The sequence below is a fragment of the Falsiroseomonas oryziterrae genome (assembly GCF_021864505.1).
Taxonomy (GTDB): domain Bacteria; phylum Pseudomonadota; class Alphaproteobacteria; order Acetobacterales; family Acetobacteraceae; genus Falsiroseomonas; species Falsiroseomonas oryziterrae.
Genome location: NZ_JAKJIB010000720.1, coordinates 1 through 544, shown reverse-complemented (window position 1 = coordinate 544; position 544 = coordinate 1). Strand labels below are relative to the sequence as shown.

The window sequence follows — 544 nt, the reverse complement described above, 5'->3', positions numbered from 1 at the left end:
ACCTTTGCCCGCGCGGCGGCGATCGCGCGGCGAAGCGGCGGTGCATCGGCCGCTGGCGGGTCGCCGCGCAGCGCGCCGCGCCCGTCCCAATGCAGCGCCTCGGCCCAGGTCTCGCGCACCGGGCGCCCCTGCCAGCGATCGCCGCAGGACCCGCGCTCGCGCCGGAACTCCCACGCCAGCCGCAGCGCGGCGGCCTCGCCGGCCTCGGGACGCGCCGTGAGGCGGCCCGTGCTCTCGCAGGTGCTGGTCTCGCGCGAATCCAGCTGCTCGATCCCGATGATGCGCAGCCGTCCCTCGTCGTCGGCGGCGATGACCGCGCCGAGCTGCTGCGTCACGCCCGGCCCGTTGAGCCCGGCCATGTTCACCACCACCACCTCGCGTCCGGCGAGCGGCAGCACGCGCGCCGAGCCGACGCCGCCGAGCTGCGAGGGCAGCACGATCTCCCCGGCGACGGGGCCGCTGGCCCGGATGCGGACGATCCGCTCGCGCGCCTCGGTCGCCGCGGCGAGTTCCAGCGCGACGGGCGGCGCGCCCGGGCGCAACC

1 protein-coding gene is annotated in these 544 nt (G+C 78.3%); it reads right to left on the bottom strand.

Annotated features, from left to right (window positions below):
• A partial coding sequence (locus L2I40_RS24330) for a hypothetical protein (RefSeq protein ID WP_237217893.1) occupies positions 1–544 on the bottom strand: 544 nt, incomplete at both ends.